Genomic DNA, 23,935 nt, shown 5'->3' on the forward strand with positions numbered 1-23,935 from the left:
TGTTTAAGATAGCGGCACTTTCCACTAATATGTGTGCCTGTTTATCATCTATTAAATTTAGAAGCCTCATGGAAACTAGTGAAATTCAATCCGTGCTGATGGGCGCGTTACCGTTGCAGGAAGTCCACGTTACTGGCGATGGCAGCCATTTTCAGGTTATCGCGGTAGGCGAACTGTTTGCCGATCTCAGCCGGGTCAAAAAACAGCAGACTGTCTATGCACCGCTGATGGCGTATATCGCTGACAACCGCATGCATGCCGTTTCAATCAAAACATTTACCCCTGAAGAGTGGGCGCGCGACCGTAAGTTAAACGGTTTTTAAGCTGCTTCGCTGTGGTCACCGCGCAAGATCGTGGTGAGGCGAACAGACCTTTATTTTTTTAAAAGAGAGCTGGTGCAATGGATAAATTTCGTGTGCAGGGTCCGACCCGTTTAAGCGGGGAAGTCACTATTTCCGGCGCAAAAAACGCTGCGCTGCCGATCCTGTTCGCCGCTCTGCTGGCGGAAGAGCCTGTAGAGATTCAGAATGTCCCGAAACTGAAGGACATCGATACCACCATGAAGCTGTTAAGCCAGCTGGGTGTTAAGGCTGAGCGTAACGGTTCTGTGCATCTGGATGCCAGTGACGTCAATATCTACTGCGCACCTTATGATCTGGTGAAAACCATGCGCGCTTCCATCTGGGCGCTTGGCCCGCTGGTGGCCCGTTTTGGTCAGGGGCAGGTTTCTCTGCCTGGTGGTTGCGCCATCGGTGCCCGCCCTGTTGACCTGCACATTACCGGTCTGGAACAGCTGGGCGCTGAGATCAAACTTGAAGAAGGCTATGTGAAAGCGTCCGTCGATGGCCGTCTGAAAGGCGCGCATATCGTGATGGATAAGGTCAGCGTTGGCGCGACCGTAACCATCATGAGCGCAGCCACACTGGCTACCGGTACGACGGTCATCGAGAATGCTGCGCGCGAGCCAGAAATTGTGGACACCGCGAACTTCCTGAACACCTTAGGTGCGAAAATCACCGGTGCCGGCAGCGACCGTATTACCATTGAAGGCGTTGAGCGTCTGGGCGGCGGAGTTTACCGCGTCCTGCCCGACCGTATTGAAACGGGAACCTTCCTGATTGCTGCGGCGATTTCTGGCGGAAAAGTCCTTTGTCATGCCACTCAGCCGGACACTCTGGATGCCGTACTGGCTAAGCTGCGTGAAGCCGGTGCAGAAATTCAAACCGGTCCGGACTGGATCAGTCTGGATATGCATGGCAAACGGCCTAAAGCAGTCAACTTCCGCACTGCGCCGCATCCGGGCTTCCCAACGGATATGCAGGCTCAGTTCAGCTTGCTGAATCTGGTGGCAGAAGGCACCGGTGTGATTACCGAGACCATCTTCGAAAACCGCTTTATGCACATCCCAGAGCTGATCCGTATGGGCGCGCATGCGGAGATAGAGAGCAACACCGCGATTTGTCATGGTGTTGAGAAGCTCTCCGGAGCTCAGGTGATGGCGACCGATCTGCGTGCGTCGGCCAGCCTGGTTCTGGCAGGTTGTATCGCAGAAGGCACCACAATTGTTGATCGTATTTATCATATCGACCGTGGCTATGAGCACATCGAAGATAAACTGAAGGCGCTGGGCGCGAACATTGAGCGCGTGAGCGGCGAAGAGTAATTTTTTCGTCCTCAGCAATGAAAGGCGGTAGGAAACTACCGCCTTTTTTTATTACCTCATCAGTCCTTTGCGGTCGATAAGCTTTTTCGTGATGGGATGGTAATAGCGGCTTGGCCATATCTCGGCGGGATGAACTTGCAGCGCATCCGCAATCAGCCACTCACCTTTTGGCCAGGGACGAAATAGCGCATTGGCGAGTGTCGATGAGCAGAGTCCAGCATCTCGTGAAACCCCTGCCAGACTGGTTCCCTTTTTGCGCAGGCTCGCAATAATGTCTGCGTTGTGCCAGTCATCTTTAAATTTGACCATTTGTGCCTCCTCCATGTACACCTGACTTCTTATGACATTCCTTTATTAACGGCTGAGCTGCATAGCTATGTTTGGAAACAGTGCCTGCTTTGACTGCTCGTAGCCGCAATACACCGCGAAGCATTTATAACAACTTCAGGAACTTTATTTCCAGTATTTTCTAAATGTTGAGGTGACTTTTTGCGAGGGAACGCATAAGTTGCAGGCGTTTTGACCGGTTAACTGCGAAAGGTATCAAGCAAACAGGGATGGAGGATGAATGCAGACGTAAAGGGCTGAAAAAAGGGGGCAGAGCGCGGTTTCCCGCGCTTATAAAGACTAGTATTCGCGCTGGACTGACATGTGAGCCAGTGCTTCAAGCGCACTGCGCCAGGGTGATTCAGGCAGTACTTTAAGCGCCGAAATGGCTTTATCCGCTTCATGCTCAGCGGCCTGACGCGTCCATTCCAGAGAGCCACATTGGCGCATGGTTTCCAGAACAGGTTCCAATAAATGGCGGCCGTTACCCTGTTCAATCGCTTCGCGGATCATCTGGGATTGTTCAGGGGTACCATTGTGCATCGCATGCAGCAGCGGCAGGGTAGGCTTGCCTTCACTCAGGTCATCACCGACATTTTTACCGAGCGTTTTACCATCGGCGCTGTAATCCAGCAGATCGTCGATTAGCTGGAAAGCGGTGCCAATGAAGCGGCCATAGTCCTGCAGCGCTTTTTCCTGCTCTGGCACAGCCTCAGCAAGGATGGCTGAAGATTGGGCCGCCGCTTCAAACAGACGGGCGGTTTTGCTGTAAATCACCCGCATGTAGCTTTCTTCGGTGATATCCGGGTCGTTGCAGTTCATGAGCTGCAGAACTTCACCTTCAGCGATAACGTTAACTGCTTCAGACATCAGCGCCAGTACCCGGAGCGATCCGAGGCTAGTCATCATCTGGAAAGCACGGGTGTAAATGAAGTCGCCAACCAGCACGCTGGCCGCGTTACCAAAAGCAGCATTGGCCGTGGCTTTGCCGCGACGCATGTCTGATTCATCCACCACATCGTCGTGCAGGAGCGTGGCCGTGTGAATAAATTCGATCAGGGCTGCTATGGTAACATGCTGTTTCCCTGTGTAATTAACGGCGCGAGCCGCTAAAACAGCGATCATCGGACGGATGCGTTTGCCTCCACCACTGATGATGTAGTAACCCAACTGATTAATGAGGGAGACCTCAGAGTTCAGCTGTTCGAGGATAGTTGCGTTGACGTCCGCCATATCTTGCGCGGTGAGTTCGGTTATCTGTTCTAAGTTCATCAGTCTGTTCAGCTATTGCTCAGTATGCTGCTATGATAAGCGTCTTTACCCGTGCCTGCGGCAGGTTATGTATTACAGATTGTACTGGAAAATCAGCGCAACGAAACAATTGCATTCGCTTAGCGTTTTTTTTCTGCAATACCCCGCATCAGGCACTTGTCATTATCCTGGAAGTTGCGTAGAATTCGCGCCCTATTGTGAATATTTATAGCGCAGCCTGAAACTAAGACGGCAAGCGCGAAAGCGGAGTTTATATGTACGCGGTTTTCCAAAGTGGTGGTAAACAACACCGAGTAAGCGAAGGTCAGACCGTTCGCCTGGAAAAGCTGGACATCGCAACCGGCGAAACGATTGAATTCGACCAGGTTCTGATGATTGCCAACGGTGAAGATGTGTCAATTGGCGCGCCTTTAGTTTCAGGTGGCTTGATCAAGGCAGAAATTATTGCTCATGGTCGCGGCGACAAGATCAAGATTGTTAAGTTCCGTCGTCGTAAGCATTACCGTAAGCAGCAGGGTCACCGTCAGTGGTTTACTGACGTGAAGATCACTGGCATCAGCGCGTAAGAGGAGATCTGACAAATGGCACACAAGAAAGCTGGCGGCTCCACTCGAAATGGTCGCGATTCCAATGCAAAACGCCTTGGCGTTAAGCGTTTCGGCGGCGAATCTGTTCTGGCAGGTAGCATCATCGTTCGTCAGCGTGGAACCAAATTCCATGCGGGCACCAACGTAGGCTGCGGCCGTGACCACACTCTGTTTGCAACTGCAAACGGCAAGGTCCAGTTCGAAGTGAAAGGCCCGAACAACCGTAAATACATCAGCATCGTTGCTGAGTAAGGTTTTCGTGCCTGAAAGCGGTACCTGATACCGCTTTCAGCAGCGAATCTAAAAGCCCCGCTATGATTGCGGGGCTTTTTACATTCTGCGTTCTGCCCCGGCGTAATTACGTCTGAGGGGGCACAGCAAAGGTCATTTTTGCTGTACACTTTATATTCAGCTGCACGATGTCTTGAGGCGGATCTCCTTTCTGGAATCGACGTGAAGACAGCTTTTGCGGCGCCAGAAACCCAGTTTCCGTCATCAGGCACACCAGCTTGCTACGGCGGATCACTCCCGGACACGCGTCACCTTGCCAGCGTCGGGCGAATGATTTACGGAGAAGTAACATGAAGTTTGTTGATGAAGCGACGATACTCGTCGCTGCGGGCGATGGCGGCAATGGCTGCGTCAGCTTCCGTCGTGAGAAATATATCCCAAGAGGCGGTCCGGACGGCGGCGACGGTGGTGACGGCGGCGATGTCTACATGCAGGCCGATGAAAACCTCAATACCCTGATTGACTACCGTTTCGAAAAATCTTTCCGTTCAGAGCGTGGCCAGAATGGTCAGAGCCGTGATTGTACCGGCAAACGTGGTCAGGACATTATTATTAAAGTGCCGGTCGGCACCCGTATCATCGATCAGGGCACTGGCGAGACGCTGGGCGACATGATGACGCATGGTCAGATCCAGATGGTCGCGAAAGGCGGCTGGCATGGTCTGGGCAACTCCCGCTTCAAATCCTCCGTAAACCGTTCTCCTCGTCAGAAAACGATGGGGACCAAGGGTGAAGTGCGTGATATCCAGCTGGAACTGATGCTGCTGGCTGACGTGGGTATGCTTGGTTTGCCGAATGCCGGTAAATCGACCTTTATCCGTGCGGTGTCCGCCGCGAAACCAAAAGTGGCTGACTATCCGTTTACCACGCTGGTACCAAGCCTCGGCGTGGTTCGTATGGACACTGAACAGAGCTTCGTGATCGCCGATATCCCGGGTCTGATCGAAGGGGCATCTGATGGCGCGGGTCTGGGTATTCGCTTCCTGAAGCACCTTGAGCGCTGCCGTGTACTGTTACACACCATCGATCTGGCGCCAATTGACGAATCCGATCCGATTGAAAATGCCCGCATCATCCTCGGTGAGTTGGAAAAATACAGCGAGAAGCTGTTCAACAAACCGCGCTGGTTAGTGTTTAACAAAGTTGACCTGCTGGATGCAGAAGAAGCGGAAGCTCGTGCGAAAGCGATTGCTGATGCGCTGGGCTGGACAGATAAATACTATCTGATCTCTGCTGCCAACCGTACTGGCGTAACGCCATTGTGTTGGGATGTGATGTCCTTTATCAACGCCAATCCAAAAGAAGCGGAAGAAGCACAGAAGCAGCCTGAGAAAGTCGAGTTCATGTGGGATGACTATCATCGCCAGCAACTTGAAGAAGCTGAAGCAGAATCAGCTGTTGAAGTGGAAGACGACGACTGGGATGACGACTGGGATGAAGAGGACGACGAAGGCGTCGAAATCATCTACAAGCGTTAATTCAGAAAAAGGACACCCCGGTGTCCTTTTTTAATGTCTGAAGCTCGGGCAATTAAGTCTTTTAAATGGTAAAGATAATTATTATCATCTTTGCCATCCTTCGATTTGCCATGTTTTGACATCGGCGCTTTACCAACGAGCCTGATAATGACCTCTGCCTTCCTCACGCGTTGCCCGCTACTGTTCAGCCTGCTTATGATCCCCATTCTCGCCCAGGCTGATGCCCGTCCTGACTGGCCGCGCCATCTTTCGACCTCAAAGGGGGATGTTGTGCTTAAGCAGCAACCGCGACGTATTGTTTCAACCAGCGTGACGCTCACCGGCTCATTACTGGCGATTGAAGCCCCGGTTATCGCCAGCGGGGTAACTCAGCCAGGAAAACGGCTTGCCGATGATCGGGGGTTCTTTCGTCAATGGGGCGATATTGCCAGAGCCAGAGGGGTTAAAACGTTACCCACAGGGGAAGCCAGTCTGGAAGCCATCGCCGCGCAGGATCCTGATTTGATCGTGGTCAGCGCAACGGGAAAAGACTCAGCTGTCACGCTGTATGACCGCCTTTCGCTGATTGCACCCACGCTGGTGATTAATTACGACCAGCAGAGCTGGCAGCAAACAGAGCGACAGCTTGCAAAAGCTATCGGAAAGGAGACTGAAGCGGAGGCTTCTATTCAGTCATTTGCCAGACGGGTCGCTGCCGTCAAAGAGGCAATAGTATTGCCACCGCAGCCCGTCTCTGCGCTGGTGTTCAATCCACAGACTCAGGCCGCTAATCTCTGGACCCGCGACTCTGCGCAGGGACAATTGCTGGAATCATTGGGGTTTACCCTGGCCACGGTGCCCGCTGAACTGGCTCAGGCGCAACGGAGATTGCAACGCAAAGACATTATCCAACTCAGTGGCGAGAGCCTGGTGACGGGGATCAATGGGCAATCTGTGTTGATGTTTGCCGCCGATCAATCTGGCAAATTGGCACTGCTGTCTGCGCCTCTATTGGCGGCGTCACCTGCCGTTCAGCACCAGCAGGTGTATACCCTGGGGAATGACAGCTTCCGCCTTGATTACTACAGTGCAAGCCATCTTCTGACGCGACTTACTGAGCTATTCGCTGCTCACGGAGTCCGACCATAACCACTTAAGTCCGTCCGTGATCCCTCCGCGCCAGCAGAGGGCATCATGACCGCCGTCAATCTCCCGAAAGCGCACATCCAGGCCAGCATCGACCAGCAGGGGATATAGCTGGCGGTTCGACTCAAGAATGATTTTCTCATGCCAGCCTGCATCCAGTGCAATGCGTTGTCCGGGCATTCCGGCAATGCCTTCAACAACCTGACCTATATGCTGCAAAGCAACAATAAAACGACAGGCGACCGCTTATCAATCATCCCGGAATATACCCTGAACTCGACGCTGGCCTGGCAGGCCACAGACGCGCTTTCCCTGCAAAGCACTCTGACCTGGTATGGTCGGCAGACGCCGAAAAAATATAACTACAAGGGAGAGTCAGTCAGCGGTACGGAGCAATCGACGGTCAGTCCCTACTCCATCGTGGGCTTGAGCGGTACCTACGATGTGAACAAATACGTGAGCGTCACCCTCGGCGTGGATAACGTACTGGATAAACGTCATTTCAGGGAAGGGAATGCACAAACAACCGGTAACGCCACGACCAATGCGTATATGTATGGCGCAGGGGCGAACACCTATAACGAATCTGGGCGGACCTGGTATATGGGCCTGAATACGCATTTCTGAGGATAGTGGAGGTGGTGACGGCTCCCCACCACGGCTAGTTCAGATTGTGCGGCAACCAGCAGGTGGCATTGAGCCCACTTCGGTCGTCACGATTGGTCAATCGCAACTCACCGTGATGGATCTGCGCGATGCGCAGCACAATATTCAGTCCTAACCCACTACCGCCATAACGTTGATCCATCCTGCGAAACGCTTTTGTCAGGTCGGCTGCAGCTTCAGGATCAATACCTGGCCCTTCATCTCTGACAGTGAAACGGCTGCCGCCGTTTTCACTTTCTGCCAACAGACTGATATGGCTGCCTTCCGGGCTGTATCTCGAAGCATTCTCAAGCAAATTACGCACCATCAGTCGCAACAGAACGGCATCGCCTTCAGCTTCAAGAGACAGGTCACCTGAGACCTCCAGCGTCTGCTGGCGCAGCAATAGCATCTCAACCATTTCCTGCTGCAATGGCTGGAAGACACTTTCCCAGCTGACCACCTGATAATGGCCACCGGCCAGAGCCTGACCTGCACGGGATAGCATCAGCAGTTGCTCAATAACATGCATGAGCTGGTCGATGCGTTTCACTAACATCGGACCCTGGGTAACACCCTGTTGCTCCAGCAGTTCAAGGTGAAGCCGTAATCCGGCTAACGGTGTGCGCAGCTCATGTGCCGCATCAGCGGTGAAAAGCCGCTCTTGCTGCAAGGTATGATCGAGCCTGCCCAATAACTGGTTCAGGGCGCGGGTCACTGCAGCAATTTCATCCATGTCAGAGAAATTAGGCAGCGGTGTGAGATTATCGGCAGAGCGTTCAGACAAGCTGTTCTGCAGTGACTTCAACGGGCGAATGATCCAGCTGATCGCCCAGAAAGAGAGTAGTAGCGTGAAGCAGACCATCACCACGGAAGGCAGTAACAGTGAGGCTATCGCTTCGCGGATTTCATTTTCGACTCGCTCATTGCGGGCGTGAGCAGAGAGCGTTTCGTTAACCAGGAAACTGATCTGTTCGCGGCTTTCATGCCACAGCCAGGCTGCGCTCATCATCTGACAGGACAGCAGGATCAATGCCAGCATAATCAGCAAACGCCGACGCATACTATTCAAGTGCGTTCTTCCAGACGATATCCCACGCCACGCACCGTCTTGATGCGGTCTTTGCCCAGCTTGCGGCGCAAGTTGTGGATATGCACCTCAAGCGTGTTAGAGCCGGTATCATCTTGCCAGCTATAAAGGTCTTGTTGCAGCGTTTCACGATGCACCGTCTGGCTGATGCGCATCAATAAACGGGTCAGCAGCGCAAACTCTTTCGGCGTCAGCTCAACAGGCTGATTGTCTATATAGACTTGCTGAGAAGACAGGTTGAGGGAGAGATCGCCCTGTTGCAGCAGGTTATCGCTGCGTCCCTGATAACGGCGAATCAAAGCCCGAACTCTGGCCTTCAATTCGGCCAGCGCGAAGGGTTTAACCAGATAATCATCGGCACCGGCATCCAGTCCATCAACCCGATCCTCTAAGGCATCACGGGCGGTGAGGATCAGCACCGGCAGATCGATAGTCTCTTTACGCCACTGCCGCAGCAGCTGCCTGCCGTCCCGATCCGGCAACCCAAGATCGAGAACAATCAGGCTGTACTGGCCGCTTTGCAGCAGAGCACAGGCTTCAGCGCCATTCTTAGCCGCATCCACCGCATACCCTTCAGTCGTCAGCGCCTGAACCAGTCCGCCCAACAGCAAAGCATCATCTTCAACAACCAGTAGTTTCATAATTGTCAGTTATTTTGGTAAACATCCTTATAAAGCCGGCTCTCAAAGCGGACCAGCGGAATACGTCGCTGACGCTGATCTTCCGGCGGAACGGCATAGCCAGAAAGATACTGGACGAATGCCACGCGCTGCCCGCTGGCTGTCGTCATAAAGCCAGCAAGGTTATACACACCCTGCAATGAACCGGTCTTGGCGGATACCTTTCCGTCGACGCCTGCTTCATGAAGACCACCGCGATAGCGTAACGTTCCGTCGTAGCCTGCGAGAGGCAACATGGAAATGAAATTCAGCTGTTGATCATTTTGTGCAATGTATTGTAACGCTTGCATCATGGTCGCCGGGGAAATCAAATCGTGCCGTGAAAGCCCCGAACCGTCTACCTGAATGCTGTTGCCCAGATCGACATTCGCCTTTTGCTTCAAAATCTGACGCACGGCATCAGAGCCGGCGCGCCAGGTGCCAGGGACGCCAAATCGCTCATGTCCAATGGTGCGGAACACGGTATCGGCAATCATATTGTCCGACTTCTTCAACATGATCTTCAGCAGATCGTGTAAGGGTGCAGACTGTGTTTCTGCCAGCACGTTAGCTGGCTGCGTGACCTGAGTCTGACGCAGTAAATGGCCGGAATAATCGATATCGGCTGCCTGCAACTCCGCTTTTAGCAGGGCACCGGCATAGCTAGCGCCATCCTGAATAGCAAAGGCCAGCGGCAAGGGTTCGGCACGCTGGGTCATACATCCAGTCAGGGTGAAGCGGTTTAATTCGCCTGGCACCACATCCAGCTCACAATACTGTGCATCCGGCGAGCCTTTCGCCAGCGTTCGCACCTGGCTAAACATACTGACCGGATAATAGGAGGCCACGCGAATAAACGCCTTGTCACCCGGATTCGGTGCGCTGTAGAGCGATACCGAGAAGCAGTTACGGTCAACAATGGCAGCGGCTGGCGGCGCACTAAAGCACTGCGTCAGGTCATTCCACGGCCAGCCTGGGGCTTCGTCGTGGCTGGCAAATACCGACGTATCAATCACCAAATTGCCCTGGATATGCTTCACACCCTGCTTTTTCAGCGTGGTCACCATATTGCGCAAGTCCTGACGCGTCAGCGTCGGATCGCCACCAAAACGGGCCACCAGATCGCCTTGCAGCGTGCCATCATTAATGGTGCCTTTGCTTTCCAGTTGCGTATGAAAACGGTAGTCCGGGCCAAGCTGAAGCAACGCCGCCAGGGCGGTTAACACTTTCATCGTACTGGCCGGCAGCGCCATCTGTTTACTGTGGTAGTCAATTGAAGGCGTGGTTGCGCCTATTTTCTGCACAATCAGCGCCAGATTTGCGCCATCAGGTAAATATTGGGTGTAGTCTTCAACCGAAGCAGCGTGGGCATTCAGCATAAATGCGCAGGCTAAACCGGTAACAATTCGTGAAAATCGCATAATCTCGCGTTTACTGACAGGTGATGCTGACATACTACGGTGCATCGTTGTGGAAAGTAAACGATGACCCATAAGGAACTCTGGGTTAAAATACGTATCAAAATGCAAAACCTCCAGGCCCTGAGCTTCCCTTTGGGTCTGGTTTGTTTCGTTTGAAATTCAGTGGCAAGCGCCGCAGAACGCTTTTTCTGCATGAACCTGTCAGGATGACGAAATTTTGCACAGGACAGAGTTTACGAGGTATTGAGATGAATCAGATTCCGATGACGTTAAGGGGCGCGGACAAACTGCGCGAAGAGCTGGAAGAGCTGAAAACCATTAAACGCCCCCGAATTATTGCCTCAATTGCAGACGCACGTGAGCACGGCGACTTAAAAGAAAACGCTGAGTATCACGCAGCGCGTGAAGAGCAGGGCTTCTGTGAAGGTCGTATCCAGGAGATCGAGGCAAAACTGTCTAATGCTCAGGTCATCGACGTTACCAAAATGAACGCGAACGGTCGGGTGATCTTCGGTTCAACCGTCAAGGTATTGAACCTGGATACTGACGAAGAGTCGACTTATCGCATCGTGGGCGATGATGAGGCTGATTTTAAGCAAAATCTGATTTCTGTGAACTCGCCAATGGCGCGTGGCCTGATTGGCAAAGAAGTTGATGATGTGACGATCGTGAAAACACCCGGCGGCGACGTCGAGTATGAGATTTTGAAGATAGAATATCTCTGATTTCTGCTACGCTGAAACTATCACGCGTATTGTAAAGAAAGGAAAAAGGCCGCTATGCGGCCTTTTATCAACATCAGGAGCGTGTCACCTTCTCCGGTCTAAGTTTCAGTATTGTTACCTGATCCTCAGCGCGGAAGGGAGATCTTGCGTTCCTTCGTTGGACGGTACAGTACCAGCATCTTGCCGATAACCTGCACGTTTGCTGCTTTGGTTTCGCGCACGATAGCCTCAACAACCAGTGCTTTCGTTTCACGGTCTTCCGTGGCGATTTTCACTTTGATGAGCTCGTGGTGCTCCAGTGCTTGTTCGATCTCGGCTAGCACCCCTTCGGTCAAACCATTGTTGCCCAGCATAACAACGGGCTTCAGCGGATGGGCCAGTCCTTTCAGGTGCTGTTTTTGTTTGGTACTCAGATTCATCGTATTTTTTACTTACATTGGGATTGAAAACGGGTCATTCTACCGCCATCTCTGGTGTATCACCAAATCGGCTTTGCTGATTTGCGCGGTTTATTTATCGCATGCGTTGAATCATAGTTGGAAATTGTATGACTGGTAAAAAGCGTTCGGCCAGTTCCAGCCGCTGGCTGCAGGAACACTTTAGCGATAAATATGTGCTTCAGGCACAGAAAAAAGGGCTGCGTTCTCGCGCCTGGTTTAAACTCGATGAAATACAGCAAGGTGACAAGCTGTTCAAACCTGGCATGACCGTCGTCGATCTGGGTGCTGCACCCGGGGGTTGGTCTCAATATGTGGTAACGCAGATTGGGTCAAAGGGTCGTGTTATTGGTTGTGATATCCTGCCGATGGATCCTATCGCCGGTGTCGATTTCCTTCAGGGCGATTTTCGTGATGAACTGGTCATGAAGGCGTTGCTGGAACGCGTAGGTGACAACAAAGTACAGGTTGTGATGTCCGATATGGCTCCCAACATGACAGGAACGCCAGCAGTTGATATTCCACGTGCAATGTATTTAGTTGAGCTTGCACTGGAAATGTGTCGTGATGTATTGGCACCTGGCGGCAGTTTTTTAGTAAAAGTGTTTCAGGGAGATGGCTTTGAAGATTACCTCCGGGAAATTCGCTCCCTGTTTACGAAAGTAAAAATTCGTAAGCCGGACGCTTCGCGCTCTCGTTCGCGTGAAGTGTACATTGTAGCGACAGGGCGCAAACTATAGTACCCTACGCTGTCTGTTAACACAGTTGTAATAAGAGGTTAATCCCCTTGAGTGACATGGCGAAAAACCTAATTCTTTGGTTAGTCATCGCGGTCGTGCTGATGTCTGTATTCCAAAGCTTTGGGCCCAGCGAGTCGAATGGCCGTAGGGTTGACTATTCAACCTTCCTGTCAGAAGTGAACCAGGATCAGGTCCGCGAGGCACGTATTAACGGGCGTGAAATCAACGTTGTCAAAAAAGACAGCAACAAATACACGACTTACATTCCTGTCAACGATCCCAAGTTGCTTGATAACCTGTTGACTAAAAACGTGAAAGTAGTTGGCGAACCGCCAGAAGAACCGAGCCTGTTGGCGTCGATCTTCATCTCATGGTTCCCAATGCTATTGCTTATTGGTGTCTGGATCTTCTTCATGCGCCAGATGCAGGGCGGGGGCGGCAAAGGGGCAATGTCCTTTGGTAAAAGCAAAGCCCGCATGCTGACGGAAGATCAGATCAAGACTACCTTCGCTGATGTTGCCGGTTGCGACGAAGCAAAAGACGAAGTGGCTGAGCTGGTTGAATACCTGCGTGAGCCAAGCCGTTTCCAGAAACTGGGCGGTAAAATTCCGAAAGGCGTTCTGATGGTCGGGCCTCCGGGTACCGGTAAAACGCTGCTGGCGAAAGCAATCGCCGGTGAAGCTAAAGTGCCTTTCTTCACGATCTCCGGTTCTGACTTCGTTGAAATGTTCGTGGGTGTGGGTGCATCCCGTGTCCGCGACATGTTTGAACAAGCCAAGAAAGCCGCGCCTTGCATCATCTTTATCGATGAGATCGATGCAGTCGGTCGTCAGCGTGGCGCTGGTTTAGGCGGCGGTCACGATGAACGTGAGCAGACGTTGAACCAGATGCTGGTAGAGATGGATGGTTTTGAAGGTAATGAAGGTATCATCGTCATCGCCGCGACTAACCGTCCAGACGTACTTGACCCGGCGCTGCTGCGTCCAGGCCGCTTTGACCGTCAGGTTGTTGTAGGCTTGCCAGACGTTCGTGGCCGTGAGCAGATCCTGAAAGTGCATATGCGTCGCGTTCCATTAGCGACCGACATTGAAGCATCCGTTATTGCTCGTGGTACGCCGGGCTTCTCAGGCGCCGATTTGGCTAACCTGGTCAACGAAGCTGCGTTGTTTGCTGCCCGTGGTAACAAACGTGTTGTGTCGATGGTTGAGTTCGAAAAAGCGAAAGACAAGATCATGATGGGTGCGGAACGTCGCTCCATGGTGATGACAGAATCGCAGAAAGAGTCGACGGCCTACCACGAAGCTGGTCACGCGATCATTGGTCGCCTGGTGCCGGAGCATGATCCGGTGCACAAAGTGACCATCATTCCTCGTGGCCGTGCATTAGGTGTGACCTTCTTCCTGCCTGAAGGCGACGCGATCAGCGCCAGCCGTCAGAAACTGGAAAGTCAGATTTCTACCCTTTACGGTGGCCGTCTGGCAGAAGAGATCATCTACGGTGTTGAGCGTGTTTCTACCGGTGCTTCTAACGACATCAAGGTAGCCACCTCAATAGCGCGTAACATGGTAACGCAATGGGGCTTCTCAGAGAAACTGGGCCCGCTTTTGTATGCTGAAGAAGAGGGTGAAGTATTCCTCGGTCGTTCAGTGGCTAAAGCGAAGCACATGTCTGATGAGACCGCACGTATCATTGACCAGGAAGTGAAATCACTGGTTGAAGGTAACTACCAACGTGCACGTCGTATTCTGAACGAAAACATGGACATTCTTCACGCGATGAAAGATGCGCTGATGAAGTATGAAACCATTGATGCTCCACAGATCGATGACCTGATGGCACGCCGTGAAGTGCGTCCACCACAGGGCTGGGAAGATCCGGGCAGCACCAATAATTCTGACAGCAACGGTACGCCTAAGGCTCCGCGCCCGGTTGATGAACCGCGCACGCCAAATCCTGGTAACACCATGTCAGAGCAGCTGGGCGACAAGTAATTTACTTGTTCGTTTAAGCTCACTCCAAACCCCGGCGCTGTCCGGGGTTTTTTATATCTACAATTTCATTACCCGGTCCTACTGACCTGCTGAACCCGTTTGGAGACTTACCGTTATGAAGCTTTACGCCAGAGACACCATCCTCGATCTTTCCCATCCTCATGTGATGGGGATCCTGAATGTGACCCCGGATTCTTTCTCTGATGGCGGCAAGCATAACGATTTGATCCAGGCGCTGACCCATGCCAACGAAATGATCAATGCCGGTGCCACCATTATTGATATTGGCGGCGAATCCACGCGTCCTGGCGCATCGGAAGTCAGTGTTGAGCAGGAACTGGAACGGGTTATTCCGGTGGTTGAGGCTATTTCTCAACGTTTTGAAGTGTGGATTTCGGTCGATACTTCCAAAGCAGAGGTGATCCGGGAATCCGCCAATGCGGGTGCGCATGTCATCAATGATATCCGTTCACTGCAGGAGCCAGGTGCTTTGGAAGCAGCGGCAGCAACAGGCTTACCTGTCTGTCTGATGCATATGCAGGGCGAGCCGGGCACCATGCAACAATCGCCGAAGTACAACCAGCTGCTGCAGGATGTGGACGCCTTTTTTGTGCAGCACATCGCCAGATGTGAAGCCGCCGGGATTAAAAAAGAGCAGTTGATCCTCGACCCGGGATTCGGTTTCGGTAAGAATCTGTCCCACAATTATCAGTTGCTGGCCCATCTGGCTGATTTTCACCGGTTCGGCCTGCCACTGCTGGTCGGCATGTCCCGTAAAAGTATGATTGGGCAACTGCTGAACGTTGGCCCGTCGCAGCGGCTGACAGGCAGTCTGGCCTGCGCGGTAATCGCCGCGATGCAAGGCGCGCACATCCTGCGCGTTCATGATGTTAAAGAAACCGTCGAAGCGATGCGCATCGTCGAAGCAACACTGTCAGCGAAGGAAGAGTAACGCTATGAGTAACCGTAAGTATTTTGGTACCGATGGCATCCGCGGCAAAGTGGGTGAGTCTCCTATTACACCTGACTTCGTGCTGAAGCTTGGCTGGGCAGCGGGTAAGGTGCTGGCACGCAATGGCTCAAAGAAAATTATCATCGGTAAAGATACGCGCATTTCTGGCTACATGCTGGAGTCAGCCCTTGAGGCAGGCCTGGCAGCAGCGGGATTATCGGCGGCCTTTACGGGACCGATGCCAACCCCAGCCATTGCCTATCTGACCAGAACCTTCCGTGCCGAAGCGGGGATTGTCATTTCGGCTTCGCACAATCCGTTTGACGATAACGGTATCAAATTCTTTTCCATCGAAGGCACTAAGCTGCCAGATGACGTGGAAGAGGCGATCGAAGCGGAGATGGAGAAACCGATCACCTGCGTAGAATCTGCAGAGCTGGGACGTGCCAGCCGCATTGTCGATGCAGCTGGCCGCTACATCGAGTTTTGCAAAGGTACCTTCCCAAGCGAACTCAGCCTGAATGGCATGAAGATTGTGGTGGACTGCGCCAACGGTGCGACCTACCACATCGCGCCAAACGTCCTGCGTGAACTCGGCGCGACGGTGATTACCATTGGTGTTAACCCTGATGGGATGAACATCAACAAAGAGTGTGGCGCCACCGATGTCCGCAAGCTGCAGGAACGCGTGTTGTCGGAGAAAGCAGACGTGGGGCTGGCCTATGATGGCGATGGCGATCGCATCATGATGGTGGACCATCTGGGCCATAAAGTGGACGGTGATCAGATCCTGTATATCATTGCCCGTGAAGGCTTACGTCAGGGACAACTGCGCGGCGGTGTCGTCGGGACGCTGATGAGCAACATGGGGCTTGAACTGGCGCTTAAGCAACTGGGTATTCCGTTTGCGCGTGCAAAAGTGGGCGACCGCTACGTGCTGGAAAAACTGCAGGAAAAAGGCTGGCGTCTGGGCGCTGAAAACTCCGGCCACGTGATCCTGTTGGACAAGACCACTACCGGTGACGGTATCGTGGCAGGTTTGCAGGTACTCACTGCGATGGTGCGTAACCACATGACTCTGCACGATCTGTGTAGCGGCATGAAGTTGTTGCCACAGATCCTCGTTAACGTGCGCTTCAGTGGAACAACCGATCCGCTGGAAGATGCAACGGTCAAAACGGTCACTGCAGAAGTCGAAAAAGAGCTGCAGGGTCGTGGGCGGGTGTTGCTGCGTAAATCAGGGACTGAACCGCTAATCCGCGTGATGGTTGAAGGCGAAGATGAAGCGCAAGTGACGGCGCTGGCACACCGGATTGCCGATGCGGTGAAAGCGGTCTGATAAGCCAGAAAAGGGCGGTAGATGAGTGATTTACCAGCAAGTTGTTGCTCATTTGCCGTTTTTTTCCGCAATCAGATGCCTGGTGCTAAATTGCCCTTGCGCAGTCAGGCGGCTTTGGTTAGTATTCACACCCGCTTCTGATGGGTAGTGACAACGCTATCTCTCTAACTGGTTTGAAGCTTTTTGATGTGCGGCTACCGCGCAAGGAAACAGGTTAATTATGTACGAAGCTCTCTTAGTTGTTTTCCTTATTGTTGCAATCGGCCTTGTAGGTTTGATCATGCTTCAGCAAGGTAAAGGCGCTGATATGGGCGCGTCATTTGGTGCTGGCGGTTCGGCAACGCTGTTTGGTTCTAACGGTTCAGGTAACTTTATGACCCGTATGACCGCAGTATTGGCAACACTGTTCTTCATCATTAGCTTGATTCTGGGTAACCTCAACTCCAATAAGACTCAGAAAGGAAGCGAGTGGGAAAATCTGACTCAGCCTGCACAGTCGCAGCAGAGCCAGCCAGCTAAACCGGCAACCCCGGGTAGCGATATCCCACAGTAAGCAGTAAGCAGTAATTTCGACACGACAGAAATAAAAAAGTCGTCTCTTTAGTGCCGTGGTGGTGGAATTGGTAGACACGCTACCTTGAGGTGGTAGTGCCCGCATGGGCTTACGGGTTCAAGTCCCGTCCTCGGTACCAAACTTCAGTATTGCTTGCGTTTTACGCAAGATCGGCGTAGTATTTGCCACGTTATTTCGGACGCGGGGTGGAGCAGCCTGGTAGCTCGTCGGGCTCATAACCCGAAGGTCGTCGGTTCAAATCCGGCCCCCGCAACCACTTTCCCTTAGAGTTCTTTTTCAAATATACTGTATGCATCGAACGGCGCATCTCAGCAGATTTTGAAAAAAATTCTTTTGGATTGTGCCGAACCGCCAGATTTTTGGCGTACAGGGTCCAGTCGCATAAAGCCCCGATTTATCGGGGTTTTTTGTTATCAGGAAACAGCATACTGGGCTATTAAGCCCTTTTTTTATGTCTTGGGGGTGGCCTTGTCCACATTAGAGCAAAAATTAACTGAGCTGATCACAGCACCTGTAGAGGCGCTGGGCTACGAACTGGTCGGTATCGAGTTTGTACGCGGTCGTACATCGACGTTGCGCATCTATATTGATAGTGAAAATGGCATCAATGTTGACGATTGTGCTGATGTTAGCCACCAGGTAAGTGCCGTATTCGATGTCGAAGACCCGATTACTGTCGCTTACAACCTTGAAGTCTCCTCACCAGGCCTTGAGCGCCCACTCTTTACCGCTGCGCATTACGCACAATTTATTGGCGAAGAAGTGAGCCTGGTGCTGCGTATGGCCGTTCAAAACCGCCGCAAATGGCAGGGAATCATTAAATCTGTAGAAGGTGAAATGATCACTGTTGCTGTTGAGGGTAACGACGAAGTGTTCGCGCTGAGCAACATTCAGAAAGCGAACCTGGTTCCCCACTTTTAAAAGTCCGGATTGAGGCATACCAGGATGAACAAAGAAATCTTAGCTGTAGTTGAGGCTGTGTCGAACGAGAAATCACTCCCGCGCGAAAAGATTTTCGAAGCGCTGGAGAGCGCACTGGCCACGGCGACCAAGAAAAAGTACGAGCAGGAAATTGAAGTCCGTGTCAGCATTGACCGCAAAAGCGGCGATTTCGACACCTTCCGCCGTTGGGTTATCGTTGACGAAGTGACTATGCCAACGCGTGAAATCACGCTGGATGCAGCTCGCTACGAGGACGAAGCGCTTAATCTGGGCGAATATGTAGAAGACCAGATCGAATCTGTGACCTTCGACCGTATCACCACCCAAACCGCGAAACAGGTTATCGTGCAGAAAGTGCGCGAAGCTGAACGTGCGATGGTTGTCGATCAGTTCCGTCAGCAGGAAGGTGAGATCATCACCGGCGTGGTTAAGAAAGTTAACCGCGACAATATTTCTCTGGATCTGGGCAGCAACGCTGAAGCCGTCATCATTCGTGAAGATATGCTGCCACGCGAAAACTTCCGTCCGGGCGACCGCATTCGCGGTGTTCTGTACGCAGTGCGTCCAGAAGCGCGCGGTGCTCAGCTGTTTGTCAGCCGATCCAAGCCTGAAATGCTGATCGAACTGTTCCGTATTGAAGTGCCAGAAATTGGCGAAGAAGTAATTGAGATTAAAGCCGCCGCGCGCGATCCAGGCTCACGAGCCAAGATTGCGGTGAAAACCAACGACAAACGTATCGACCCAGTCGGTGCATGCGTCGGTATGCGTGGTGCACGAGTTCAGGCAGTATCCAGTGAGCTGGGTGGCGAGCGTATTGATATCGTATTGTGGGATGACAATCCTGCGCAGTTCGTGATCAATGCCATGGCCCCTGCGGATGTTGCCTCTATCGTGGTGGATGAAGATAATCACACCATGGATATCGCTGTTGAAGCCGGTAACCTGGCTCAGGCGATTGGCCGTAATGGTCAAAACGTACGTTTAGCCGCACAGCTGAGTGGCTGGGAGCTAAACGTAATGACGGTCGACGATCTGCAGGCGAAGCACCAGGCTGAAGCCCATGCTGCCATCGACGTCTTTACCAAGCATCTCGATATTGATGAAGACTTTGCTACCGTTCTGGTTGAAGAAGGTTTCTCTTCTCTTGAAGAACTGGCATATGTTCCGATCAACGAGCTGTTGGAAATTGACGGTCTGGATGAAGAGACAGTAGAAGCGCTGCGCGATCGTGCGAAAAATGCGTTAACAACCCTGGCGCTGGCGAAAGAAGAGAGCCTGGGCGACAACCAGCCGGCAGAAGATTTGCTGAATCTGGAAGGTCTTGATCGTGAGCTGGCATTCAAGCTGGCAGCGATTGGCGTCTGTACGCTGGAAGATCTTGCCGAACAGGGTGTTGACGACCTGACAGATATTGAAGGCCTGAACGATGAGCGGGCTGGTGAGCTGATTATGGCTGCACGCAATATCTGCTGGTTCGGCGACGACGCGTAATAAACTGTAGCAGGAAGGAACAGCATGACAGATGTAACTGTAAAATCGCTGGCCGCAGAGATTCAGACACCGGTAGAACGCCTGGTACAGCAGTTTGCTGATGCAGGGATCCGCAAGTCTGAGACTGATTCTGTGACGCAGCAGGAAAAAGAAACGCTCCTGACCCATTTGAATCGCGATCATAACGGCGGTTCAGGTAAACTGACTCTGCAGCGCAAGACGCGCAGCACCTTGAATGTTCCCGTTACCGGGGGCAAAAGCAAGTCAGTACAAATTGAAGTCCGCAAAAAGCGCACCTATGTAAAAGGCGATCCTGCAGAAGCTGAACAGGCTGAAGCAGAAGAGCAGGCACAGCGTGAAGCGGAAGAACTGGCTCGTCGTGAGGCTGAAGAAAAAGCCAAGCGTGAAGCCCAAGACAAAGCGAAGCGTGAAGCCGAGGAGCAGGCTAAACGTGAGGCAGCTGATAAAGCCAAACGTGAAGCAGCGGAAAAAGATAAAGTGAGCAATCAACCTACTGATGAAGTAATCCGGGCAACGCAGTCTGACAAAGCCCGTCGCGAAGCAGAAGCTGCAGAACTGAAGCGTAAAGCCGAAGAAGAAGCGCATCGCAAGATTGAAGAAGAAGCGAAGCGCGTAGCGGAAGAGGCTCGTAAAATGGCAGAAGAGAAAGGCACCGAGTGGACTGAGGTTAAAGAAGTTGAAGATACTTCTGATTACCACGTAACCACTTCTACCCACGCCCGTGCGGCTGAAGACGAAAACGATGCGAAGGTTGAAGGCGACCGTCGTACCCGTGCAGTCCGCCCGGCAAAAGCGCCACGCTCCAAGAAAGGCAACAAGCATTCTGAAGCGAAAACTGACCGTGAAGAAGCGCGTGCGCAGGTTCGCGGCGGTAAAGGCGGCAAGCGCAAGCCAAGCACCCTGCAGCAGGGCTTCAACAAGCCAGCGCAGGCTGTTAACCGTGACGTGATCATCGGCGAAACCATCAGCGTAGCCGAACTGGCTAACAAGATGGCGGTGAAAGGTTCCCAGGTCATCAAAGCGATGATGAAAATGGGTGCCATGGCCACCATTAACCAGGTTATCGATCAGGAAACTGCCCAGCTGGTAGCGGAAGAAATGGGTCACAAAGTGACGCTGCGCCGTGAGAATGAGCTGGAAGAAGCGGTAATGAGCGATCGTGATACTCATGCGCTGCAGGAATCCCGTGCACCGGTTGTGACCATCATGGGCCACGTTGACCACGGTAAAACCTCTTTGCTGGATTATATCCGCTCCACCAAAATCGCCTCTGGCGAAGCGGGCGGCATTACTCAGCACATCGGTGCATACCACGTTGAAACTGACACCGGTATGATCACCTTCCTGGATACCCCGGGACACGCCGCGTTTACCGCAATGCGTGCTCGTGGTGCTCAGGCAACTGACATCGTTATCCTGGTTGTTGCGGCAGATGATGGCGTGATGCCACAGACTATCGAAGCTATCCAGCACGCAAAAGCGGCGAAAGTGCCGGTTGTCGTGGCGGTGAACAAAGTTGATAAGCCAGATGCCGATCCGGATCGTGTTAAAAACGAACTGACCCAGTACGGAATCATTCCGGAAGAGTGGGGCGGCGAGAACATGTTCGTGAACGTGTCTGCGAAAGCCGGTACCGGTATTGATGACCTGCTTAACGCCATCCTTCTGCAAGCAGAAGTGCTGGAACTGAGCGCGGTTCGTCAGGGTATGGCAAGCGGTGTGGTTATCGAATCCTTCCTGGATAAAGGTCGTGGTCCGGTTGCTACCGTGCTGGTACGTGAAGGTACGCTGAATAAAGGCGATATCGTTCTGTGCGGCTTCGAGTATGGCCGTGTGCGTGCGATGCGTGACGAATTAGGTCGCGAAGTGACTGAAGCCGGTCCTTCGATTCCTGTTGAGATTCTGGGACTGTCAGGTGTTCCTGCAGCCGGTGATGAAGCAACGGTTGTTCGTGACGAGAAGAAAGCCCGTGAAGTTGCACTGTATCGTCAGGGCAAATTCCGTGAAGTTAAGCTGGCTCGTCAGCAGAAATCTAAACTGGAGAACATGTTTGCGAACATGACCGAAGGTGAAGTTTCTGAACTGAACATCGTGCTGAAAGCTGACGTTCAGGGTTCTGTCGAAGCTATCTCCGACTCGCTGCTGAAGCTGTCCACTGATGAAGTGAAAGTGAAAATCGTGGGTTCAGGCGTAGGTGGTATCACCGAAACTGACGCCACGCTGGCCGCGGCTTCTAACGCTATCCTGCTGGGCTTCAACGTACGTGCCGATGCTTCTGCTCGCCGCGTAGTGGATACCGAAAGTCTGGATCTGCGTTACTACTCCGTGATCTATAATCTGATTGACGAAGTTAAGCAGGCGATGAGCGGTATGCTGGCGCCTGAGTACAAGCATCAGATTACCGGTCTGGCTGAAGTGCGTGACGTGTTCAAATCACCTAAGTTCGGCGCTGTTGCCGGCTGTATGGTGACTGAAGGTAACATCAAACGTCACAACCCAATCCGCGTTCTGCGTGACAACGTGGTTATCTACGAAGGCGAGCTGGAATCCCTGCGCCGCTTCAAAGATGACGTCAACGAAGTCCGTAACGGCATGGAATGTGGTATCGGCGTGAAGAACTACAACGATGTGCGTGTTGGCGATATGATCGAAGTCTTCGAGATTATCGAGATCCAACGTACTATCGATTAATGGTCGCCTGAAAACAGTGACTTATTTGGGAGGCCGTTGTGCCTCCCGAATTATTTGGAGAGTATTATTATGGCGAAAGAATTTGGTCGCCCACAGCGTGTCTCTCAGGAATTGCAGAAAGAGATTGCTGTTATTCTGCAGCGTGAGATTAAAGATCCCCGTTTGGGCATGATGGTTACCGTATCAGGCGTCGATTTGTCTCGCGATCTGGCCTATGCCAAAGTATTTGTGACCTTCCTGAACGACAAAGATGAAGACGCTATCAAAGGCGGTCTGCGTGCGCTGGGTGATGCTTCTGGCTACATCCGTTCACTGCTGGGCAAAGCGATGCGTCTGCGTATCGTCCCTGAACTGACCTTCTTCTACGACAACTCGTTGGTTGAAGGGATGCGCATGTCTAACCTGGTGACCAATGTGGTCAGAAACGATGTTGAACGTCGTGGACCGCAGGAAGAACAGGAAGAAGAAGACAAGAAGGAAGACTGATGAGCCGTCCTCGTCGTCGCGGACGTGACGTCCACGGTGTTCTGCTGCTCGACAAACCACAGGGGCTGTCGAGTAATGATGCCCTGCAGAAAGTGAAGCGGTTGTTCACAGCAAACCGAGCTGGTCACACCGGCGCCTTAGATCCTCTGGCAACCGGCATGCTGCCGATCTGCCTTGGCGAAGCCACCAAATTTTCTCAGTATCTACTGGACTCAGATAAACGTTACCGCGTGATTGCCCGTCTTGGGCAGCGTACGGATACGTCTGACGCTGATGGCGCGATTATCAGCGAGCGTCCGGTGACCTTTACTGAAGAACAACTGGCGCAGGCATTGGACAGCTTCCGTGGGGAAACCCAGCAGGTGCCGTCGATGTATTCCGCGCTGAAGTACCAGGGGCGTAAGCTGTACGAATATGCCCGTGAAGGCATCGAAGTCCCGCGTGAAGCCCGCAGCATTACGGTTTACGAGTTACAGTTTATTCGCTGGGAAGGCGATGAGCTGGAGCTGGAAATCCACTGTTCCAAAGGCACCTATATCCGCACCATCACCGACGATCTTGGCGAGATGCTGGGCTGCGGCGCGCACGTTATCTATTTGCGTCGTTTGCAGGTTGCGACCTATCCGATCGCCAGTATGGTGACGCTGGAACAGTTGGCTGAACTGAGTGAAGAAGCTTACCGTACCGAACGCACGCCGGCAGAATTGCTGGATGCGTTGCTGATGCCGATGGACAGCCCGGCAGCCGCGTATCCGGCGGTCAATCTGCCGCTGGCCGTGTCAGCTTACTTCCGCCAGGGCATGCCGGTGCAGGCGGTTAATGCGCCTTCTTCCGGCCTGGTTCGCGTGACGGAAGGTGAAGAGCAGAAGTTTATTGGTATGGCAGAAATTGCCGATGACGGTCGCGTTGCGCCACGCCGTCTGGTTGTAGAATATTCCGACTAGTCATTTGCGTAAGCTTCTGGCTAAGAGTAGAATGGCGCGGCTTT

The 23,935-nt window shown here is 52.6% G+C and carries 23 protein-coding genes, 2 tRNA genes and 1 pseudogene; 20 read left to right on the plus strand and 6 right to left on the minus strand.

Annotated elements, in window-relative coordinates; all coding sequences use genetic code 11:
* Positions 1-68 precede the first annotated feature (68 nt).
* Together ibaG and murA are read left to right on the plus strand one after the other, a co-directional pair.
* Positions 69-323, plus strand: coding sequence for a BolA family iron metabolism protein IbaG (gene ibaG / locus AC1UKS_RS02650; RefSeq protein WP_013204040.1), 255 nt, complete (start codon positions 69-71; stop codon positions 321-323).
* Positions 324-400: 77 nt separating this feature from the next.
* A complete protein-coding gene (gene murA, locus AC1UKS_RS02655; RefSeq protein ID WP_013204039.1) occupies positions 401-1,663 on the plus strand; it encodes a UDP-N-acetylglucosamine 1-carboxyvinyltransferase in 1,263 nt (420 codons plus the stop codon).
* A 51-nt stretch (positions 1,664-1,714) separates the two neighbouring features.
* Here the strand turns inward: murA and AC1UKS_RS02660 are convergent, their stop codons facing one another.
* A complete protein-coding gene (locus AC1UKS_RS02660) occupies positions 1,715-1,972 on the minus strand; it encodes a helix-turn-helix domain-containing protein (RefSeq protein WP_106381969.1) in 258 nt (85 codons plus the stop codon).
* Positions 1,973-2,290: 318 nt separating this feature from the next.
* Complete coding sequence (ispB, locus tag AC1UKS_RS02665; protein WP_482435619.1) at positions 2,291-3,262, minus strand: octaprenyl diphosphate synthase; 972 nt, start codon at positions 3,260-3,262, stop codon at positions 2,291-2,293.
* 254 nt (positions 3,263-3,516) lie between these two features.
* Here ispB and rplU point away from each other — a divergent pair, with 254 nt between their 5' ends.
* From rplU to AC1UKS_RS02690, 5 genes and pseudogenes are all read left to right on the plus strand, one after another.
* Entirely contained in the window at positions 3,517-3,828 is a 312-nt protein-coding gene (gene rplU, locus AC1UKS_RS02670) for a 50S ribosomal protein L21 (RefSeq protein WP_013204036.1), read from the plus strand.
* A 15-nt stretch (positions 3,829-3,843) separates the two neighbouring features.
* Positions 3,844-4,101: a 50S ribosomal protein L27 gene (gene rpmA / locus AC1UKS_RS02675; RefSeq protein WP_013204035.1), complete on the plus strand. Its 258-nt coding sequence runs from the start codon at positions 3,844-3,846 to the stop codon at positions 4,099-4,101.
* A 329-nt stretch (positions 4,102-4,430) separates the two neighbouring features.
* On the plus strand, positions 4,431-5,618 hold the full coding sequence (gene cgtA / locus AC1UKS_RS02680) for an Obg family GTPase CgtA (protein ID WP_265909755.1): 1,188 nt from the start codon (positions 4,431-4,433) through the stop codon (positions 5,616-5,618).
* A gap of 147 nt (positions 5,619-5,765) precedes the next feature.
* A complete protein-coding gene (gene fepB / locus AC1UKS_RS02685) occupies positions 5,766-6,746 on the plus strand; it encodes a Fe2+-enterobactin ABC transporter substrate-binding protein (protein ID WP_482435621.1) in 981 nt (326 codons plus the stop codon).
* 192 nt (positions 6,747-6,938) lie between these two features.
* Positions 6,939-7,370, plus strand: a pseudogene (locus AC1UKS_RS02690) (TonB-dependent receptor domain-containing protein); the annotation flags it as partial.
* Positions 7,371-7,404: 34 nt separating this feature from the next.
* On the opposite strand, the gene pmrB reads toward AC1UKS_RS02690, so the two are convergent.
* The 3 genes from pmrB to dacB are packed head-to-tail and all read right to left on the minus strand — an operon-like array spanning position 7,405 to position 10,558.
* Positions 7,405-8,460: a two-component system sensor histidine kinase PmrB gene (gene pmrB / locus AC1UKS_RS02695; RefSeq protein WP_265909751.1), complete on the minus strand. Its 1,056-nt coding sequence runs from the start codon at positions 8,458-8,460 to the stop codon at positions 7,405-7,407.
* Entirely contained in the window at positions 8,457-9,119 is a 663-nt protein-coding gene (gene pmrA / locus AC1UKS_RS02700) for a two-component system response regulator PmrA (RefSeq protein WP_013204028.1), read from the minus strand. The genes pmrB and pmrA overlap by 4 nt, the downstream gene beginning before the upstream one ends.
* Before the next feature lie 5 nt (positions 9,120-9,124).
* A complete protein-coding gene (gene dacB, locus AC1UKS_RS02705) occupies positions 9,125-10,558 on the minus strand; it encodes a serine-type D-Ala-D-Ala carboxypeptidase (protein WP_106381975.1) in 1,434 nt (477 codons plus the stop codon).
* A gap of 248 nt (positions 10,559-10,806) precedes the next feature.
* On the opposite strand from dacB, the gene greA reads away from it, so the two are divergent.
* The gene (gene greA, locus AC1UKS_RS02710; protein ID WP_013204026.1) at positions 10,807-11,283 is read left to right on the plus strand and encodes a transcription elongation factor GreA; all 477 of its coding nucleotides are present in this window, start codon (positions 10,807-10,809) and stop codon (positions 11,281-11,283) included.
* Positions 11,284-11,408: 125 nt separating this feature from the next.
* Here the strand turns inward: greA and yhbY are convergent, their stop codons facing one another.
* Positions 11,409-11,702 (minus strand): ribosome assembly RNA-binding protein YhbY, encoded by a 294-nt coding sequence (gene yhbY / locus AC1UKS_RS02715; RefSeq protein ID WP_013204025.1) that lies wholly within the window; start codon positions 11,700-11,702, stop codon positions 11,409-11,411.
* 128 nt (positions 11,703-11,830) lie between these two features.
* Between yhbY and rlmE the strand changes: the two genes are divergently transcribed.
* From rlmE to truB, 12 genes are all read left to right on the plus strand, one after another.
* The gene (rlmE, locus tag AC1UKS_RS02720; RefSeq protein ID WP_053145041.1) at positions 11,831-12,460 is read left to right on the plus strand and encodes a 23S rRNA (uridine(2552)-2'-O)-methyltransferase RlmE; all 630 of its coding nucleotides are present in this window, start codon (positions 11,831-11,833) and stop codon (positions 12,458-12,460) included.
* A 56-nt stretch (positions 12,461-12,516) separates the two neighbouring features.
* Positions 12,517-14,451 (plus strand): ATP-dependent zinc metalloprotease FtsH, encoded by a 1,935-nt coding sequence (gene ftsH / locus AC1UKS_RS02725; RefSeq protein ID WP_013204023.1) that lies wholly within the window; start codon positions 12,517-12,519, stop codon positions 14,449-14,451.
* A gap of 115 nt (positions 14,452-14,566) precedes the next feature.
* Positions 14,567-15,403 carry a dihydropteroate synthase gene (folP, locus tag AC1UKS_RS02730; protein WP_482435622.1) on the plus strand — a complete coding sequence of 279 codons (837 nt, stop codon included), beginning with the start codon at positions 14,567-14,569 and terminating at the stop codon, positions 15,401-15,403.
* A gap of 4 nt (positions 15,404-15,407) precedes the next feature.
* On the plus strand, positions 15,408-16,742 hold the full coding sequence (gene glmM / locus AC1UKS_RS02735) for a phosphoglucosamine mutase (RefSeq protein ID WP_013204021.1): 1,335 nt from the start codon (positions 15,408-15,410) through the stop codon (positions 16,740-16,742).
* Between the two features lie 220 nt (positions 16,743-16,962).
* Positions 16,963-17,295 carry a preprotein translocase subunit SecG gene (secG, locus tag AC1UKS_RS02740; RefSeq protein ID WP_013204019.1) on the plus strand — a complete coding sequence of 111 codons (333 nt, stop codon included), beginning with the start codon at positions 16,963-16,965 and terminating at the stop codon, positions 17,293-17,295.
* A 52-nt stretch (positions 17,296-17,347) separates the two neighbouring features.
* A tRNA-Leu gene (locus AC1UKS_RS02745) sits at positions 17,348-17,434 on the plus strand.
* Between the two features lie 61 nt (positions 17,435-17,495).
* Positions 17,496-17,572: transfer RNA gene (locus tag AC1UKS_RS02750), tRNA-Met, on the plus strand.
* A 212-nt stretch (positions 17,573-17,784) separates the two neighbouring features.
* Entirely contained in the window at positions 17,785-18,237 is a 453-nt protein-coding gene (gene rimP, locus AC1UKS_RS02755; RefSeq protein WP_041692438.1) for a ribosome maturation factor RimP, read from the plus strand.
* Positions 18,238-18,261: 24 nt separating this feature from the next.
* Positions 18,262-19,749, plus strand: a complete 1,488-nt coding sequence (gene nusA / locus AC1UKS_RS02760) for a transcription termination factor NusA (protein ID WP_053145037.1) — start codon at positions 18,262-18,264, stop codon at positions 19,747-19,749.
* Positions 19,750-19,773: 24 nt separating this feature from the next.
* Positions 19,774-22,461 carry a translation initiation factor IF-2 gene (gene infB, locus AC1UKS_RS02765; protein WP_482435623.1) on the plus strand — a complete coding sequence of 896 codons (2,688 nt, stop codon included), beginning with the start codon at positions 19,774-19,776 and terminating at the stop codon, positions 22,459-22,461.
* A gap of 69 nt (positions 22,462-22,530) precedes the next feature.
* Complete coding sequence (gene rbfA / locus AC1UKS_RS02770; RefSeq protein WP_013204015.1) at positions 22,531-22,947, plus strand: 30S ribosome-binding factor RbfA; 417 nt, start codon at positions 22,531-22,533, stop codon at positions 22,945-22,947.
* Positions 22,947-23,891, plus strand: coding sequence for a tRNA pseudouridine(55) synthase TruB (gene truB, locus AC1UKS_RS02775; RefSeq protein ID WP_013204014.1), 945 nt, complete (start codon positions 22,947-22,949; stop codon positions 23,889-23,891). The genes rbfA and truB overlap by 1 nt, the downstream gene beginning before the upstream one ends.
* The last annotated feature ends 44 nt before the right edge of the window (positions 23,892-23,935 follow it).

This window comes from Erwinia sp. AK-PDG3-5 (assembly GCF_056821705.1).

What these genes read in the sequence shown, in the direction of transcription:
- greA (WP_013204026.1), top strand. Translation starts at nt 10,807, where the DNA reads ATGAATCAGATTCCGATGACGTTAAGGGGCGCGGACAAACTGCGCGAA.
- murA (WP_013204039.1), top strand. Translation starts at nt 401, where the DNA reads ATGGATAAATTTCGTGTGCAGGGTCCGACCCGTTTAAGCGGGGAAGTC.
- rlmE (WP_053145041.1), top strand. Translation starts at nt 11,831, where the DNA reads ATGACTGGTAAAAAGCGTTCGGCCAGTTCCAGCCGCTGGCTGCAGGAA.
- rpmA (WP_013204035.1), top strand. Translation starts at nt 3,844, where the DNA reads ATGGCACACAAGAAAGCTGGCGGCTCCACTCGAAATGGTCGCGATTCC.
- rbfA (WP_013204015.1), top strand. Translation starts at nt 22,531, where the DNA reads ATGGCGAAAGAATTTGGTCGCCCACAGCGTGTCTCTCAGGAATTGCAG.
- rplU (WP_013204036.1), top strand. Translation starts at nt 3,517, where the DNA reads ATGTACGCGGTTTTCCAAAGTGGTGGTAAACAACACCGAGTAAGCGAA.
- nusA (WP_053145037.1), top strand. Translation starts at nt 18,262, where the DNA reads ATGAACAAAGAAATCTTAGCTGTAGTTGAGGCTGTGTCGAACGAGAAA.
- infB (WP_482435623.1), top strand. Translation starts at nt 19,774, where the DNA reads ATGACAGATGTAACTGTAAAATCGCTGGCCGCAGAGATTCAGACACCG.
- truB (WP_013204014.1), top strand. Translation starts at nt 22,947, where the DNA reads ATGAGCCGTCCTCGTCGTCGCGGACGTGACGTCCACGGTGTTCTGCTG.
- fepB (WP_482435621.1), top strand. Translation starts at nt 5,766, where the DNA reads ATGACCTCTGCCTTCCTCACGCGTTGCCCGCTACTGTTCAGCCTGCTT.
- pmrA (WP_013204028.1), bottom strand. Translation starts at nt 9,119, where the DNA reads ATGAAACTACTGGTTGTTGAAGATGATGCTTTGCTGTTGGGCGGACTG.
- secG (WP_013204019.1), top strand. Translation starts at nt 16,963, where the DNA reads ATGTACGAAGCTCTCTTAGTTGTTTTCCTTATTGTTGCAATCGGCCTT.
- cgtA (WP_265909755.1), top strand. Translation starts at nt 4,431, where the DNA reads ATGAAGTTTGTTGATGAAGCGACGATACTCGTCGCTGCGGGCGATGGC.
- ispB (WP_482435619.1), bottom strand. Translation starts at nt 3,262, where the DNA reads ATGAACTTAGAACAGATAACCGAACTCACCGCGCAAGATATGGCGGAC.
- yhbY (WP_013204025.1), bottom strand. Translation starts at nt 11,702, where the DNA reads ATGAATCTGAGTACCAAACAAAAACAGCACCTGAAAGGACTGGCCCAT.
- dacB (WP_106381975.1), bottom strand. Translation starts at nt 10,558, where the DNA reads ATGCGATTTTCACGAATTGTTACCGGTTTAGCCTGCGCATTTATGCTG.
- ftsH (WP_013204023.1), top strand. Translation starts at nt 12,517, where the DNA reads ATGGCGAAAAACCTAATTCTTTGGTTAGTCATCGCGGTCGTGCTGATG.
- folP (WP_482435622.1), top strand. Translation starts at nt 14,567, where the DNA reads ATGAAGCTTTACGCCAGAGACACCATCCTCGATCTTTCCCATCCTCAT.
- ibaG (WP_013204040.1), top strand. Translation starts at nt 69, where the DNA reads ATGGAAACTAGTGAAATTCAATCCGTGCTGATGGGCGCGTTACCGTTG.
- AC1UKS_RS02660 (WP_106381969.1), bottom strand. Translation starts at nt 1,972, where the DNA reads ATGGTCAAATTTAAAGATGACTGGCACAACGCAGACATTATTGCGAGC.
- glmM (WP_013204021.1), top strand. Translation starts at nt 15,408, where the DNA reads ATGAGTAACCGTAAGTATTTTGGTACCGATGGCATCCGCGGCAAAGTG.